This is a genomic window from Melioribacter sp. Ez-97, assembly GCF_051488665.1.
In the GTDB taxonomy this organism is placed as follows: Bacteria; Bacteroidota; Ignavibacteria; order Ignavibacteriales; family Melioribacteraceae; genus Melioribacter.
Genome location: NZ_JBPSEG010000016.1, coordinates 1 through 16,246, shown reverse-complemented (window position 1 = coordinate 16,246; position 16,246 = coordinate 1). Strand labels below are relative to the sequence as shown.

Genomic DNA, 16,246 nt, shown 5'->3' with positions numbered 1-16,246 from the left:
CTCTATAAAATTTTTAAAATGAAATTTTTGTTCCTACGTAAAGGCTGCGCGGTTCGCTATAGAAATTCGGATATACGAACCAATCCGGGTCATAATCGCGAACTTGCAGTTGTTCTATAGTAAAATCGGGTTTACCCGTGTCTCCGAAAACCAAAACGGGATTTTTTGCGTCAAAGAGATTAAACACCTTTACAAAAAATTGCACGTCGGAATTAAGAACCTTAATATTTTTTCTGACTTCCAGATCGACTCTGGCAATCAACGGTTTTCTGCGACTGTTGCTCGCCAGACCCGCCAACACATTTCTTCCGCTATAAGCGCCTGCAATAAATGTAGGAGTATACGGCTGACCCGTATGAAGCGACGAAATAATACTGGCTCCCCAGGTTTCGCCTCCTACGTAAACATTGGCGTTCAAAGTATGAGTTTGATCCCAATCGAGCGGAGTTAAAACTTTTGTAGGCTCGGCTCCGTTTAATTGCGAAAAGAATTCCTGGTCGGGCGAGGAATTTGTACCTTCGGCTATCTGAAATGTATAATCAACGCCGAACGAATAATTGTTTGTAAATCTTTTGTTCACTGCCAGAGTTATGCCTCTGACGTTGGCAAAATCCCGGTTGATTCTTTTTGAATACGAAATACCTGCAAGAAAAGTCGGAATCGGCTGGCTCGACGAAATCCAGTCGCGTATATCGCGATAAAAAGCCGTAATGTCTATTGCAAAATCTTCAAAGAATTGTTGCTGAAGCCCTAATTCATAAATCGTAGTCCGTTGAGGTTTTAAGTCGGGATTTCCAAACGGTCCCTGAATTCCCTGAGCCGAAGTCAACTTATACTGGTCGCCGATATAGAGTTGTCCGTATTCGGGAATTTGCTGAAAGATTCCGTATGAAAATCTGATAATTCCTTTGTCGGTAATCGGATAAGCAATGCCGAGCCGCGGACTCAATTGAGTTTTAACTGTCGTTTCTCTATACCAAAAACTTTCTTTTTCTTCGAGCGTAAATTTATTTGCTTCGGTCTGTTCGTCGAGACCTATTTTTCCGTCGTTGTTTATATCCTTATAAATATGCTCGAGTTTGAATGGATTATAAATATTAGGATCGGAAGGATCGACGGGAATTTTGCCGTTGGGATTAAAGAGATCGAATCTCAATCCGATATTAATAATGAGACTTTCAAATTCGATTTTGTCCTGAATATAAGCGCTGAATTTATCGGGTGTTCTTTCAAAACGGTCGTGCTGAGGCGAGTCGATTGTTTGTATAGCAGGCACAAACGGTTGAATTTGCTGTCCGTGTTCGTCAACAGCGGGAATCAAATTGATATTTTCATAAAACACTTTGTCTGTTTGATACTCAACGCCGAATTTAACCAAATTGATTTTATCAATCTGGCTTGTAAAATCCCATTTAAGAATAACGCTCCTGGTATTCCGCTGGAATCTGTTCAGATTCGTTCCCGCCCGGAGGAAGTGATAACCCGGAACGTTCAAAGAATCGGGATGAACATAACGCGGATCAAACGGGTCTTCATAAAGTCTCGATTTATAATCGTTGTATTTATAAGCTACGGTAAACTCCTGAAAAGTGTTTTGATGAATCAGGTGCGTTAAATTTGCAAAGAGAGTATAACCTGTGGACTTGCCGCCCATTGTACCGTAAGGATTAAGTCTGTAAACGTGGTCGTAGAACCGATTTTTTTCCGAGCTGCCGAAAGCGTCAATTTTCAATTTAAGATTATCGAACATTTGCCAGCTTAAAGACCCCTGTCCGCTCCATCTGTCGCTCGAATTCATCGACACGTATGAACTGTCGCCCGGATTTTCCACCAGTTGACCGTTCTCGAATTTAAATCTGCCCTGAGGAGAATAGATATTTCTTCCGTAAATATAGCCGCCGTCGTAATATTTTCTGAGAGCAAAGAAATAATGAACGTCGTCATCAAATAGCGGTCCGCCTGCCGAAGCCTGAAGATTGAAATTTGCCGTCGGATTAAAATCGTCGATATTCCAAAAGATGTCGGTATGATTACTCAAATAGTGGCCCGTCCAGACTTCGAAATTGCTCTGAAATTTGGAGCCTCCGGTTTTCGTAATAATATTCACTACGCCGCTCATAGCGTTTCCGTATTCGGCGTTGAAAGTGCCGCTGATAACCTGAAGTTCCTGAACGGATTCCGTTTCCACCTGAAGAGCCTGGGAGCGTGAAAAATCGTCGGTTATACTGATACCGTTAATGAGGTACGAAATTTCGCTCGATCTGCCTCCTCGTATATGAATTCCCCCGCCGGCGTCTCTGTTGACTCCGGCTTGCAATGTTATAAGACTGTTGAGATCCTGAAGCGGAAGCTGTCTGATTTCTTCGGAAGTGACACGCGCTTCCGTAGCGGTTAAATCTTTTTTAACAAGGGGAGCCTGAGCCACGACAACAATGTCTTCGCCTATTTTAACATCGCTCGGCGTTAATTCAAAATCGAGGCGCGTAGTAAGGTCGTTCAGCACCTGAACATTTTGCGTAATTACTTTTTGATATCCGATATAAGACGCCGCCACATTGTATTTTCCGGAAGGAACTCTTACAATAACATACTCGCCGTCGATATCGCTCGCCGCTCCGAGATTAGTGCCTTCAATTATTATATTGGCGCCTACGATCGGCTCGCCGGTCGATTTGTCAATTACTTTTCCGGCAATTTTTCCCTGGGCATTGAGTACGAACGGAATTGTTGTTAAAATCAGGAATATTAAAAATGCGCGTTTCATTTTCATATTTTTACTTTTAATAATTTTTCTTTATAAACGTGTATATCGACGTTTCTTTTTAATGAGTCGATAATTTTATTTTTTTCCGAAAGCCACTTCGTTTCCACTAACATGTTCCGGATGTCAGCTTTTAATTCCTCGAAAGGAATCGTCTGCGGTTCTATTTTATCCGTAACCTTAACAAACAAGAACTTTGAATCTTCGAGGAAAGGTCCGTGCCATTGACCCGGCTTTGAATTCCAAAGAGTGTCGGCAAGGTAATCGAGCCGGTCGAGTCCGAAATAACCGGCGTCGCCTCCTTTAACCGCCGTCGCTTTTTGTATTGAATAATTTAGAGCCAATTTTTCAAATGAAATTCCTGCGGTCAATTCATCTTTGATTTTTACGGCTGTGTTTTCGTTATCGACTAAAATTAGGCTTATTCTGATTTGAGGCTTATACTTAAAATAATCCTTGTTTTTTTCGTAATACGACACTAGCGAATCGTCCGGAATTGTAATGTTTTTTTTCAGGTCTTCGGAAATGCGCGAAATGAGGTAGGATTCGAATTCATATTGAACTTCTTTTTTATAAGCATCCGATTGATCGTACTTTTTATTTTTAGCGTAGTCGATAATATATTTTCTATTGACCAAACCTTTTAAAAAATCACGGAGATTTTCTTTCGATCTAATCCACTTCAATTGACGGGCAGGCGTGGAATTTAATTCGCTCAACAATTCATTCATTTTCCATTTTCCGATAGAAGAAGTAAGCACAACGGCGTCATTATCTTTTTCTGTAACTTCCCTTCGTCCTGAGCCATTAAAAAACATGTAAAGCCGGTCAAGCGCTTCTTCGTTGAATTCAACTTTTAGCTTGTCACTGAGTCTGCGGGTGAATTGTTTCAATGAGTCTTCATAAATTCTTTTTCTGGCAAAGGCTTTCAGACTCGAAAGAGATTTAAGATATTCGTTTTCCGTAACGAGCGGATTTCTTTTAATATCGTCGACGCGGATAATACTGTAACCATAGACGGTCTTAACGGGTTTTGAAACTTCGCCGGGTTGAAGCGAAAACGCAACTTTTTCGAACTCCGGGTCTGTTTCGTCGATCGCGATATAACCGAGTAATCCGCCGTTGTTTTTTAGTTCGGCGTCTTTAAAATTTTCTCGCGCTGCCTCCTCAAAAGTTTTTTCGCGTGAAATAATTTGTTTATAAATTTTATTCGCTTTTTCTTTTGTGTCGGCATAGATATGTCTTACCAGAATTTTCGTATTCAGTTTTATGAATAAATCTTTCAGATATTCTTCGGTGATATTTATTTCGGGACTGATTTCGAGTTCGACGAAACGGTTGAGGAGTTTTTGAATTTTAATTCTGTTGAGCTCGTTAATTGCCCCGGGCGTTTTATCATAGTTGCGATTCAAAGCTTCGCGCAAAAGTATTTCATCATTTAAAAGGTTATTGAGGAACTGAAGTCTAACGTCGTAATTATCCTGAAGACCGAAACGGGTAATTTTTTCCTGATAAAGTTTTTTATAAAAGTCTGTAGTAATAATTTTCTTGTCCACGACGGCGAGTGTGTCGTGATAATCTGCCGCTGATTTTCCCACAATCGTTTGATGCTGAGAAAATACGAAAGCAATTAATATAAGAAGCGGGTTTATCATAAAAAATTATTTCCTTTCGAACAAGATTAAGAGCAAAAGCTATTTTACATCCGATTATCCGCAAAACCTTATTACAATCGTTTGCAATATATTTTTTTAACCTCGTTATGTCAATAAAATTCAAAGCGAGGCAATAATTTTTACTTCTTTATTATATCGTTCCCAATGTAAATTTTGTATTCTCTTATTTTGCCTGTATTATCTTTCCCAGTCACAGGCACATATCTCAATCCCGATATTTCCGTTTCCTTTCCGAGATCGACAACCAAATAATGCGGGTATTCTGTATTGCCTTCTTTCGACTCAGTTATCCAACAATTGAATGTTTGTCCGTCGATGGCGTTTTCGGCGGCGCCGTTTTCTTCGACTAATTCTTCGCTGCTGACATATGCAATAGTCCACGATTGATGGCTTAACGGCTCGCCATTAATATCAAACAAATCGAGTTCGGCAATGCCCGTAGAGCGATTTCCGCCATGTGCGTTTAATATTTCGATACAGAAATATCTTCCCTTTGCCGGTTTATTAAAACGAACCGATTCCATATTATTATCATTTTCAAACGCGCCCGCCCGTACAGGCGCCGTATTTGAAACATTGAATTTAACATCGGGACGTTTCGAGAGAGTAAAGTCCTTACCCGGCAGCAGCATATTCAAAATCGGTTCATTAAGACCCTGCAATACCGGTTCTTCCGGACCGAGAATATCCAGAACCAAAATCTCGTTTTTTCCTTTCTTTAACCATGGAGCCGGAATGTACATTGTTTGAGTCGGTCCGATATTCCAGAAACGTCCCAAACAATGTCCGTTAATCCATACGACTCCTTTTCCCCATCTCCTCATATCGAGAAAAGTGTCGCCTTTTTTGTCAATCGAGAATTCGCCGCGCCATACTCCTGGGACGCTAATCTTTTCTTTCGCTTTATCGTACTTAAGGTTGCTCAACATTACGGAGTCATACGAAAAATTATAAATTTTCCATTCTTGGACGTCGATTAAATTATTCCTCTTATCCCTAAAAATTACCGGAGATATCAAACCTTTCCTGTCGTGAACCTCGGGACCGAAATTGATACGTCCCATAGCGTGTACAAAGATATCGAGAACGCTTTCGGTATCTCTCTCGGGTATTTTTATTTCATAATTTTGTTTGCGCCTGTCTAATACGCCGAGCTTTTTATTGTTTAAAAATACCCACGCAAAATCGTGTACGCCTTCAGCTTTGAAAACCGCTTCCTCTCCCGGCGGTAAAACAACGCGGTATAAAATACTACCCCTCGATTGGTCATAAAATTCCATTGTTTTCGGTTCGGAAGATATTTTCGGATCGGGTAAATTTTCGAATAACGGAGCAAACTCGACGAGCTCAAAAGACGGAATTGTAATAACCGGGTTTTGTTCCGGCGGCTCCGGCAGTTCTTCGCCCGGCATTAAATATTTTGAAATCAGATTACGCGTAGCGTAAAATTTTTCCGATGCCCATCCCGCTTCCGTAACCGGAGCGCCGTAATCGTAGCTCGAAACATCGGGTTTGAAAGGTCTGTCCGCCCCCGCCCAGAATCCGAAAGTAGTTCCCCCGTGCGCCATATAAATACTGAAAGAAGCTCCGGTTTTAAGCATATATTCCATATCCTCCAGGTACCGGTCGATTTTACCGAAGGTATGCGGATTTCCCCACGTATCGAACCATCCCGAATAAAACTCGCCGCACATAAGAGGTCCTTCGGGCAGAATTTTCCTCAATGCACGGAAAGCTTCTTCAGGATTGGAGCCGAAATTTACAACCGGAAAAATATCTTTCCTATAACCTTTATCGAGATGGTAAGTCGGATTGCAAGCAAACAACGGCACATTAAAACCGGCATCCAGAATAGCGTCTTTTATAATTCCCATATATTCAGGGTCGTCCGCATAAAAGCCGTGCTCGTTTTCAACCTGAACCATAATAATAGGCCCGCCGTTTGAAATTTGAAGCGGCGCCAGAACACGACCAACTTCCTTTAAATAATTACGAGCGGCATTAACAAATAAAGGGTCTTTCGTTCGCAGTTTTATGTTTTCGTTTTTCAAGAGCCACCAGGGAAGTCCCCCCATTTCCCATTCGGCGCACACATATGGTCCCGGTCTCAGGATGACCCACAATCCTTCCTCTTGCGCGATTTTACAAAATTCCACTACGTCGGCTTCGCCGTCCCATTTGAAATTGCCGGGCGTTCTTTCGTGAAAATTCCAGAAAAGATATGCGCATATTGTATTCATGCCCATGGCTTTCATCATTTTAATCCTGTGGCGCCAGTATTCTTTCGGAATACGCGCAAAATGCAATTCGCCGCATCTGATCTGGAATGGTTTACCGTCTAATAAAAAGTCATGCTTACCAATTTTAAAACTATGATTATTCGGATAAATAAATCCGCTCATCAAAAACAATACGGCAAACAGATACAATAAGTTTTTAAATACAGGCGTAAAATTGCATTTTAAGTCAGTTCTCGTATTAATATGCGTCATGTTATATATTCCTTAATAGTTAATTTTATTTAGTTTTTTTTGAGCGAGGCTCTCGCGTATTACTAATCGAAAAAATCCAGGCTCCATTCATCGCTCCATTGAATACGAATTCCGTCATCGATAAATTCAATCGGCAGCCAGACATATCTTCCGTCGATGGGATTTTCGGGCTTCCAACGGTCGGCCATAAAAATAAATGCATCTTTTTTGTTTCTAACCGGAAGAACAAAAGCGCTCTGGGAATTAAAAGTAATTTCGCTCTCTTTTCCAATGCACGGATTTCCTTTCTCTTCCCATGGTCCGAACAGAGAAGGCGCAACCGCAAAACGCGCCGCATTCGGAGCCCAGCCGGTGCATCCGGATGTAATTAAATAATATATTCCGTTTCTTTTAAAAATGGCGGGAGCTTCCCGGTGCCCGCCGGGAAATAAACGATACCATTTACCCGTAAAAGAAGTATAATCCGGCGATAATTCCGCAATATGCATTGTATAGTTTTCTTCCGATGCATAAATCAAATAAGCTTTACCGTCGTCGTCCACAAAAACCGTCATATCCCGCGACATCTGTCCGAAAGGATAATCCCTTCTAAGATAGTAACCGGCAGCCGCTCTTTCGTTTCCGCTTAGTTTTAACAATGTAGTATCCCCGCCTTCGGGAATTGTAGTATCTTTTTCTGTTGCATTGACAGGCCATTTATTCGGATTGGGTCTGTACGAACGTAAATATTGATACGGTCCGGTAACATTATCCGAGACGGCAACTCCGCAACGAGCAGCCGAATATCCTTGCCCTTTTAATTCGAGATGAAACCACATAACGTATTTTTTCGTCTTTTCATTGAATACAACTTTCGGGCGTTCAATAACGCATCCTTTTGTTATTTCCGAATTTTCGTCAGTGGTATCGACCGAAAGAGCAATGCCCTCGTCCTTCCAATTGTAAAGATCGGTCGACGAGTAACAATGGACTCCTACCTGAGCTTTGTTGCCCTGTCTGCCCGAAATTTTATGTTCGCCGAACCAATAGTAGCTTCCATCCCGAAATAAAATCCCGCCTCCGTGAGCGTTAATATGAATGCCATTGTTATCCAGCCACAAATCTCCCGGATGGAAACTATTATAAACTTTCGCTTCCTGCGCAAACAAACCGCATGCTAACGCGACAGAGAACAAAACCGCAAAGATGAAATTGACTTTTGTATCACTCATATAATTCCCCTTTTGATTTATCTACTTTTTTATAGACACAATTGAAATGTTTGCGTCCTTCAATCCTTGGGACTTAGCCGTCAAGCTGATTCTGCCTTCCTCGTTCAAAGCCTGCAAAACTACGAGAGCAAGACCGTTATAAGTTTTGCGTTTATTCGATTTAGAAGACGAATGATCGAGGGGATTGCCGTTTTCGACTCCGATTATTTTTCCTTTCCCTTTTATTGAAAATTCAATAAGGTTTCCGGCAGTGGGAACAACCTTATTATTTCTATCGACTACTTCGACTTTTATATTTGCGACGCCGCGCTCGGATACGCAAATTGTATCCCGATCGGAGGTCAGTCGAATAGCATAAGGCTCGCCGGCAGTGCGAAGCTCCCGTGTGCAAACCACCTGTCCGTTTTTCATTCCGACGGCTTTAATTACTCCCGGTTCATAAGGAATATCCCACTGGAGATGAAGGTCAGCCGTAGTTGGATTTACAACCGGATTTGCATATCTATTCCACGCGCCGGAATTACCCTGGCGCGGAAATTCGAGACGCTTTTTTCCGTATGACTTCCCGTTCAAAAAAAGTTCTACTTCATTACAATTCGTATAGCAAATCACGGGTATTATTTGTCCCTCTCTTCCTTCCCAATTCCAATGCGGAAAAAGATGTATCATCGGTTTGGTTGTCCACTGGCTTTGATAAAAATAATAACCGTCTTTTTCAAACCCGCATAAATCGAGGACCCCGAAATTCCACGATCTGAAGGGCCAGCGCGCTTCGCCGAGGTAATCTATTCCCGTCCACATAAAATCGCCGATAACGTAATCGTGCATTTTGGTAAACTTCCATAATTGTTCGGCGTCGATCATATCATAATTATAATTGGGATTTACAGTTGCGGGATCGTCTCCCAACGAATAATTCCTGCGAAAGACGCCGTGATTTGATCGATTTTCCGTGCCTATCATTTTCCAATCGGGATGATTCAATTTGTCGATGCTGTAATACAACTCTCGTCTTTCGTGCCACCTGTCTACATAGTTATAACCGACTATATCAAGCGCATTAAGAAAAGATAAAACCGTTGAGCCGCCGTCGGCGGCAATATTATCGCAGGCTTGAGTTACGGGTCTCGTGGGATCTTCGCTATGACATATATACGTTAACTTTTTAAGAGTTTCAGTTCCTTCTTCCGTTTTTTGATCCGGCACTTCATTACCGACGCTCCAGATAACTATCGAAGGATGATTTCTGTCTCTGTGAATCATTGAAATCAAATCCCGCTCGTGCCATTCATCGAAATAGATGTGGTAGCCGTATTTACGTTTCCCGAAGCGCCACTCGTCAAAAGCTTCGTCCATGACGAGAAATCCCATTTTGTCGCATAAGTCGAGAAATTCCGGAGCCGGCGGATTGTGCGCCGCTCTGATTGCATTACAACCCATCATTTTTAATTTCTTGAGTCTGTATTCCCAAACGCCCGTGGGAACAACAGCTCCCACGGCGCCGCCGTCGTGATGAAGACATACGCCGTTCATTTTTATCTGCTTATCGTTTAAGAAAAATCCTTTATTCGCATCGTAAAAAATTTTCCTTATTCCGAAGACTGTATTTAATCCGTCGGATATTTTTCCGTCTTTCAAAATTGATTGTTTCAACGTATACAAATCGGGAGAATCGACCGACCAGAGCATTGGTCGTTGTATCCAAAGTTTATTATTTATCGTCAAAGATTCTCCCGGTTTTGCGGCGAATTTCTTTTCGGCTGAAGCGACAACGTTGCCTTCGTTATCCTCGATAACAATAAATAACTCCGCTTCTACAGAAGAATTGTATTCATTGTCGATTTTGGTTTTAATATCCACGAGAGCTGAGTCAGACGATATTTCAGGCGTCGTTACAAAAACTCCCCAATGCGCCAGATGCAATTTATCTTGCTTTATCAGCCATACATTGCGGTAAATGCCCGAACCTGTATACCAACGCGAATTCGGTTGCTTCGAATTATCGACCCTTACGGCAATTACATTATTACCTTTTTTTAAGTATTTTGTAATGTCATAATAAAAACTCGAATAGCCGTAGGGCCGATTCCCTAAATGCATTCCGTTTACCCAAAGATCGCTGTTCATATAAACGCCGTCAAATTCAATCCATATTATTTTTTTTAGGTCTTCAGCCGATATGTCAAAATGTTTTCTGTACCAGCCGGTACCCGTAGGATAATAGCCTCCGTTGCCCCCGGCAGGCTCATTTTCGTTTATTTTTCCTTCTATGCTCCAATCGTGAGGTAAATCCAGCAATCTCCAATCGGAATCGTTAAAATCGAATTTCTCCGCCCCTTCGACATCTCCCGGATGAAATTTCCAGCCGAAATCGAAAAGCATTCGCTTTCCGTCGCGGTGCAAATCGCCGTCGTAATACTGTCCGTTTGCAGCGGGCGTTAAAGCTAAAAAAATAAACAGCAACAGACACACTGGTTGAGCTCTCATTTTGTTTATTCCGATATTATTTTATGATGTGAAGAAAACAGCGAAAGGATTCAATAATGAATCGGCGGTATTTTAACAATATCTTTCTTAAAAGGCTTAATGGCGCCGTCGCCTATTTCATAAATTTGTCTGTTTGTTTCAGTCATTGCACCGGTCAATTCTTCATAGGGATTATTTGTAATATCCACTACGCCGATATTATAATTTTCGCCGTCGAATCGTCCGTAAAAAGGCTGGTCGATCCATTGGAAATAGTGAATGCCGACCAGTTCGGGGCGCGCGAATCCCTGCTCGACATAATTGCGATAGGCATCCGCTCTGTTCCTTTGACTTAAAACGCCGACAATACCTGTGGCGGGCAAACCTCTGTCGACTGCGCCATGGTGAAATTCGCCAATCATGACCGGCTTGCCGCTTCGTTCGGCTATTTCGGATGTCGGAGGAGGCGTCAATCCGTATCCGTTAATGGAGAAGACATCGAATCTTTCGCCGGCTTTATACAATAAATCGGAACTGATCCAAGCGTAACGCATACCGAGATTCAGATGATTGCTGTCGATTTTTTCTACTGCGTCGCACGGCACGTCGATATATTTTTTTACCATAATTTCGGAAAAAAGATAAAAATCTTTATCGGCTGTTTCCGAAGGATAATCCTTGAATGTCATCTCCTTCAATTCGGAAAAATTTTTCAAATTTAAGTTCCAGTATTTATTAAAGGCAGAGATGTCGGATCGGTATTTTTCTTTTATCCATTTAACGAATTCTTCTTTGGTAGCCGATTGTTGATTTACTGCGAACATTTCAAAGGCAAGATTATGATATCCGAACGCCCAATGCGGTTCGTTTCGCAAAAAATATCCGATCAAATACGGGTCGTTTTTATAATCGGCAAGCTGACGGGCAAACTCTTCCGAATTGACTTCATATTCCTTCGAAAAGACATCGGGAAAATCCCTGTAGAGCAATATATCGGTAGACGGAAAGTTTCGAAGCGGCAATACATAAGGAATTTTAATTTTCTTAGCGTATTCAATATCGGACCAATTGCCGATTGTATTGAACCTGAATTTTTTCAGTAAACCCGCGGTAACGGATTCCCATTCTTTTTCCCAATCTTTGCCGAAAACGCGGATAAGATTGGATACGTAAAAATCCATATATTTCTTTCCGTCGCGGTTATTAAAAAGCGCAGAAGCTTCGGGGTCGTCTTCTCCCGGAAGCCATTCGAACAAATCTTCAATGCCTTCTACGGGACCGGCTGAAGTTTTTCTGATACAATCCACTCCGACGCTTAAAAACGCATAACCTTCCGGGTCAACCAACCACCATCGTTTGCCGTCGTGTTGAGTTCTGAAAAAACCCGTAGCTTTGAATTTTTTTTCTTTCCACCCGCCGTATTTACTCCAACTTTCCGGCAGATTGACTTCCTTCAAATCATTTTTCAATTCGTTTTGTTTACGGATTAATTCCTTTTCATTATTAATTTTGCCTTTCCAATCCTTCAGCGTCCACTGACCGAATTTATCGATTACGGGTTTATTCAAGGGAAGGCATGGTTCCGGCTTTTCATCGCTCAAATAAACGGAGAATAGATTATAAACCGGTTTAAAATAAGGTTCAAAGCAGGGACCGAAACGCAGAACGACTTTGGTTATATCGTCGGGATAGAAGCGGTTGCCGTTAATTGTGCCTTTTAATTGGCGCGGAAAACGCTCGACAAACAGAGTTTGCGCGTCGAGATAGCTTAACGGAAAAACTATTTTTGTTCTTAAACGAGGAAGAATTCCCATTAGAGAAGAAAACCATGGCGCGTTCTTGTCTTTCAATTTCACTTCGCCGCTCTGTAAAATAATCTTTTCCGCGGCGGATTTTCCCGCCTCTTTATAAAACTCAATATTAATCGTTCCGCCATAATCGTTACCGCCCAGAATTTCAATAACAAGATATCTGGCTTTTGCCCAGTCTGGAAAATCTCCTTTTTCCCAGATTACCAATCCGGCGTTGTTTTCGATCGGTTTTACTTCCAAATATTTTTTGCCTGCGTCCGTATTTTCCATAATAAGAGCGCAGTTTAAATTTCTTTCGGCTATTGTATTGAGGTCAAACAATTGAATCCGATTTTTCGAATCATCGTCTTGCGAAAAAAGCGAAACCGTTGAAATAAAGAACAACGCAAGAAAGTAACGGATATTTAACTTCATGGTTTAATTCCTCCCGTGTGATTATAATATTAAGCCTTAACGGCAGCCGCGTTTTGAATAGCGGCAGACCGTTAAGGCATGGAGGCATATGAAGCTGAAAAATTATTTATAACGCCGCTATTACTCGAGTCTGAATCGGGAAACTGAATCTAAATTGCCCATACCCTGAGAATAAGGCATAAAATAAAATTCGTATTCATAAGTTTTATTCGACGGAATACAGAATTGCTCTAACGGTCTTGCCACCCGGCTCCATGTGTTGATTCCGCCGACGCCCATTTGCTTGTGGTCTATGTTAACGGTTATAAAATCGCGCTTTGGCAAATCGTTGATATGTTTTGCCTTTTCAAGGTCTTCGAGTGAATAGTTCCATGCGCTCAGACTGAACGGCTTGGCTCCGACGAATAGAACGCCGTTCCCGCTTTCATCCGTAAATGCAGCCCACCGGACGTCGTTTCTATTGCCGTTTTCCTGCGGGCGCACATAATTTGTCAGGAACGAATCGATCGGGCAGGAATAGACATCGATGTTCGCGCCCGTTTCCCTGTCGACATAATTTTCCCACGGTCCTCTGCCGTACCAGGTCACTTTACCGTATTTTGAAGGAATTCCCAATTCCGCGCCGATTTTAGGAATATTTTCCGGAACATCCCCGACGGGAATAAATTTTTGTTTAACTGCGACCGTACCGTCGCCGTAAATCGTATAAACCGCACTCCAAACAGATTCCCCGAGACCCAAAGCGCCATCAACGGAAATGATCAATTTGTTTTCACCTGACGGAGTAATTTTTACGTCTTTTATCTTTCTATTTTTAGCAGCGTCTTTCCACGGGTTGAGCTCGTCTCTGAATCCCGCTTTATCGTTATCGGTAAGAGCTCGCCAGAAATTCGGCTCCAAAGGAGAATTAATTAATACTTCGCCCTTGTTTTTATATTCGATTACAGAGCCGGTCTTTTTATCGACGGACAATTCGAATTCGCCGCCTTTAACAGTAATCTTATCGTCGGATTGGTCATAAGTAATTTTTTGTGAAGCGGCAATATTTTTTAGCGGAGCAGGAGGCGCAGCCCAAGGCATCTCGAATTGTTTCCAGGCTACTTTAAATCCTTTATCTGCCCAAATAGTCGCGCTTTTCAAATGCAAACTCAAATTCAGCCAATAATCGCATCCGGCGGCAAGTTTGGGTTTTTGAAGCGGCAAATCAATACGCGTCCATTTGCCCGCCGGCGTTTTAAGCGTATCGATTACTCCCGATTGAAGAGTTCTGCCGTTTTCCTTTAATTCCCATCTCAATTCGTAATTGCTCAAGTCGGAATGATTGAACTTGTTAGCTATAATCAGTTCGCCATTATTCAAATCCGTAGGAATAAAATCGACGTATTGATAAATATGCTTTACTTCGAAATATTCCGGCTCGGGTTTTCTGTCGGGTTGAATTATACCGTTAATGCAAAAGTTTGCGTCGTTAACCGCATCGCCCATATCGCCGCCGTATGCCCAGAACATTTTTCCGTTCTTGTCTTTTTTAAACAAGCCCTGGTCAACCCAGTCCCAGATAAATCCTCCGATAATATTTTTGTGCCTGTTAATAATGTCCCAATAGATTTCCAGATTGCCTGCGGAGTTACCCATAGCGTGAGCGTATTCGCACATGATGACCGGTCTTGTAGTCGATACGGCAATCCGCTCGAGCTGTTCCGGCGTAGGATACATATAACTGTCCATATCGGCTACTTCGTTCATGTGTTGATAATGAATCGGTCTGGAAGGATCTACGGCGCGAATATAAGAAGCCATTATTTCGAAATTTTCTCCGTGACCGGCTTCGTTTCCGAGCGACCAGATAATAACCGAAGGATGATTTTTATTTGTTTCCACCATTCTTTTGGCTCTTTCGAGAACGGCATTTGTCCAGAGCGGGTCGCTGCCGGGCAGTAAATTACGACGGAATGAAATGCCGTGCGTTTCCAGATTGGCTTCGTCAATTACATACAATCCGTATTTGTCGCACAATTCGTAATAACGCGGGTCGTGAGGATAATGAGAAAACCTGACTGCGTTCATGTTGCTTTGCTTCATTAAAATAATATCTTTTTCAATCCACTTATAATCGACCGCTCTGCCGTGATACGGGTCGTGGTCGTGAATGTTTGTGCCTTTTAATTTTACGGGAACGCCGTTTACGAGAAGCATACCGTCTTTTATTTCAACCGTCCGGAAGCCGGTTGTCGATTTTGCAGTTTCGATAATCTTTCCGGAATTGTCTTTCAAAACCAGAACGACGGTATACAAATTCGGAGTTTCAGCCGTCCATTTTTCCGGATTGTTAATTTTAGTTTTTAATTCTGCGACAGTAAGCATCCCCGACGGGATTCCGGTTTCCGTAAATGCCTCGGCAACGGGATTGTCGTTAATCAATTTGCCGTTTTTATCGTACAGAAAAGCTTCAACTTTCACAGGCGGAATATTTTCTTTGCTTGTATTGCGCACTTTAGCCGTAATATGAAGAAGCCCGTCTTCATAGCGGTCGTCCAAACTCGCTCTAATAAAGAAATCGAGCAGATGAACTTTCGGAGCCGAATAGAGATAAACGCTCCTGAAGATGCCGCTGAATCGCCACATATCCTGGTCTTCAAGATAAGAGCCGTCGGACCAGCGATAGACTTCGACCGCCAGCTGATTTTTTCCCTTTTGTATATAAGGCGTAATATCGAACTCGGCGGGAGTCATACTTCCCTGGCTGTAGCCTACTTTTTTGCCGTTAACCCAGATATAAAAAGCGCTTTTTACTCCGCCGAAGTGGATATAAACATTTCGTCCGTCCCAATTCGAAGGAACTTCGAAGACGGTTTTATACGAACCGACGGGATTATAGCCTTCGGGTATCAGCGGAGGATTTACAGGACGTTCGGGGTGAAACGGATATTTTTCATTTAGATAGATAGCCGTGCCGAAACCTTCCATCTGCCAGCTTGCCGGCACATTGATGTCAGCCCAGCCGCTAATATCGTAATCGACTTTATAAAAGTCGACGGGACGCTCAGAAGGATTTTTTGACCAATGGAATTTCCATTTGCCGTCGAGCGATTTGTAGTAAGGCGAGTTGCTTTCCATGCCGTTGTCCGCCAGAGCAGTCTGCGCATCCGGATAATGAATAAAAGAGAGATGCGCGGGTTCCTTATTAATTCCGATTACAAGGGGATTTTCCCAGTCGGGCAATGTGCCCAACGCATATTGAGCCGTTGATTGAATCCGGAGTCCAATCAGCAGCGCTGCCGTTAGTAATAATGTTTTTTTCATGATGATTTATCTTTTTGTTAGTGGATGTTCATTAATAAAATTGAAGACTATAAATAATTTATTTTATCAGGAGCATTTTTTTCGTTATTATTTTTTATTCGTAATATTTTAA

7 protein-coding genes are annotated in these 16,246 nt (G+C 42.1%); all 7 read right to left on the bottom strand.

What is annotated here, in order from left to right; all coding sequences use genetic code 11:
- Positions 1–13: 13 nt before the first annotated feature.
- Positions 14–2,770 carry a TonB-dependent receptor gene (locus ACSSWA_RS13720; protein ID WP_437357121.1) on the bottom strand — a complete coding sequence of 919 codons (2,757 nt, stop codon included), beginning with the start codon at positions 2,768–2,770 and terminating at the stop codon, positions 14–16.
- Positions 2,767–4,416 carry a peptidylprolyl isomerase gene (locus ACSSWA_RS13715; RefSeq protein WP_437357120.1) on the bottom strand — a complete coding sequence of 550 codons (1,650 nt, stop codon included), beginning with the start codon at positions 4,414–4,416 and terminating at the stop codon, positions 2,767–2,769. The genes ACSSWA_RS13720 and ACSSWA_RS13715 overlap by 4 nt, the downstream gene beginning before the upstream one ends.
- Positions 4,417–4,556: 140 nt before the next feature.
- On the bottom strand, positions 4,557–6,929 hold the full coding sequence (locus ACSSWA_RS13710; RefSeq protein WP_437357119.1) for a beta-galactosidase: 2,373 nt from the start codon (positions 6,927–6,929) through the stop codon (positions 4,557–4,559).
- Between the two features lie 62 nt (positions 6,930–6,991).
- A complete protein-coding gene (locus tag ACSSWA_RS13705) occupies positions 6,992–8,140 on the bottom strand; it encodes a glycoside hydrolase family 43 protein (protein WP_437357118.1) in 1,149 nt (382 codons plus the stop codon).
- A 21-nt stretch (positions 8,141–8,161) separates the two neighbouring features.
- Positions 8,162–10,627: a glycoside hydrolase family 2 TIM barrel-domain containing protein gene (locus ACSSWA_RS13700; RefSeq protein ID WP_437357117.1), complete on the bottom strand. Its 2,466-nt coding sequence runs from the start codon at positions 10,625–10,627 to the stop codon at positions 8,162–8,164.
- A gap of 50 nt (positions 10,628–10,677) precedes the next feature.
- Entirely contained in the window at positions 10,678–12,831 is a 2,154-nt protein-coding gene (locus ACSSWA_RS13695) for a hypothetical protein (protein WP_437357116.1), read from the bottom strand.
- A gap of 120 nt (positions 12,832–12,951) precedes the next feature.
- Positions 12,952–16,134 (bottom strand): glycoside hydrolase family 2 TIM barrel-domain containing protein, encoded by a 3,183-nt coding sequence (locus tag ACSSWA_RS13690; RefSeq protein WP_437357115.1) that lies wholly within the window; start codon positions 16,132–16,134, stop codon positions 12,952–12,954.
- Positions 16,135–16,246: the final 112 nt, after the last annotated feature.

Coding starts and splice junctions, on each gene's coding strand:
- ACSSWA_RS13720 (WP_437357121.1), bottom strand. CDS start 2,770: ATGAAAATGAAACGCGCATTTTTAATATTCCTGATTTTAACAACAATT.
- ACSSWA_RS13715 (WP_437357120.1), bottom strand. CDS start 4,416: ATGATAAACCCGCTTCTTATATTAATTGCTTTCGTATTTTCTCAGCAT.
- ACSSWA_RS13710 (WP_437357119.1), bottom strand. CDS start 6,929: ATGACGCATATTAATACGAGAACTGACTTAAAATGCAATTTTACGCCT.
- ACSSWA_RS13705 (WP_437357118.1), bottom strand. CDS start 8,140: ATGAGTGATACAAAAGTCAATTTCATCTTTGCGGTTTTGTTCTCTGTC.
- ACSSWA_RS13700 (WP_437357117.1), bottom strand. CDS start 10,627: ATGAGAGCTCAACCAGTGTGTCTGTTGCTGTTTATTTTTTTAGCTTTA.
- ACSSWA_RS13695 (WP_437357116.1), bottom strand. CDS start 12,831: ATGAAGTTAAATATCCGTTACTTTCTTGCGTTGTTCTTTATTTCAACG.
- ACSSWA_RS13690 (WP_437357115.1), bottom strand. CDS start 16,134: ATGAAAAAAACATTATTACTAACGGCAGCGCTGCTGATTGGACTCCGG.